At 44.3% G+C, this 305-nt stretch carries 1 protein-coding gene; it reads left to right on the top strand.

From position 1 onward, the window contains the following. A partial coding sequence (locus tag EWU23_RS13815) for a hypothetical protein (protein WP_205753199.1) occupies window positions 1-305 on the top strand: 305 nt, incomplete at both ends.

Raw genomic sequence — 305 nt, 5'->3', positions numbered from 1 at the left:
AGTGAATGGCACAGCCTTTACAGGAACCAATACCTTAACGGCCCAAGATGCTTATGGAAACACGGTAACTAGCTTTAATGCGAACGCGAATAATATTACAGTAAGTACAAGCCTAACAGGAAGCATTAGTGGATTAGGATCGGGAGGAAATAATATACTGAATCAAGCAGGCGACTTTACTAGCGGAGTAGCGAACTTAACTAGCTTAGGTTTGACCTTCACAGGAACCTCAGGTACAGGAACATTTACCTTTACCCCAGCGACAGGAACTGCAGTAACAAGTTCCAGTATCACGGTGAATCCGG

Source organism: Aquirufa beregesia (genome assembly GCF_011090385.1).
GTDB lineage: Bacteria > Bacteroidota > Bacteroidia > Cytophagales > Spirosomataceae > Aquirufa > Aquirufa beregesia.
Note: the sequence above shows the minus strand (reverse complement) of the source record. Positions and strands in the feature narration are given on the sequence as shown.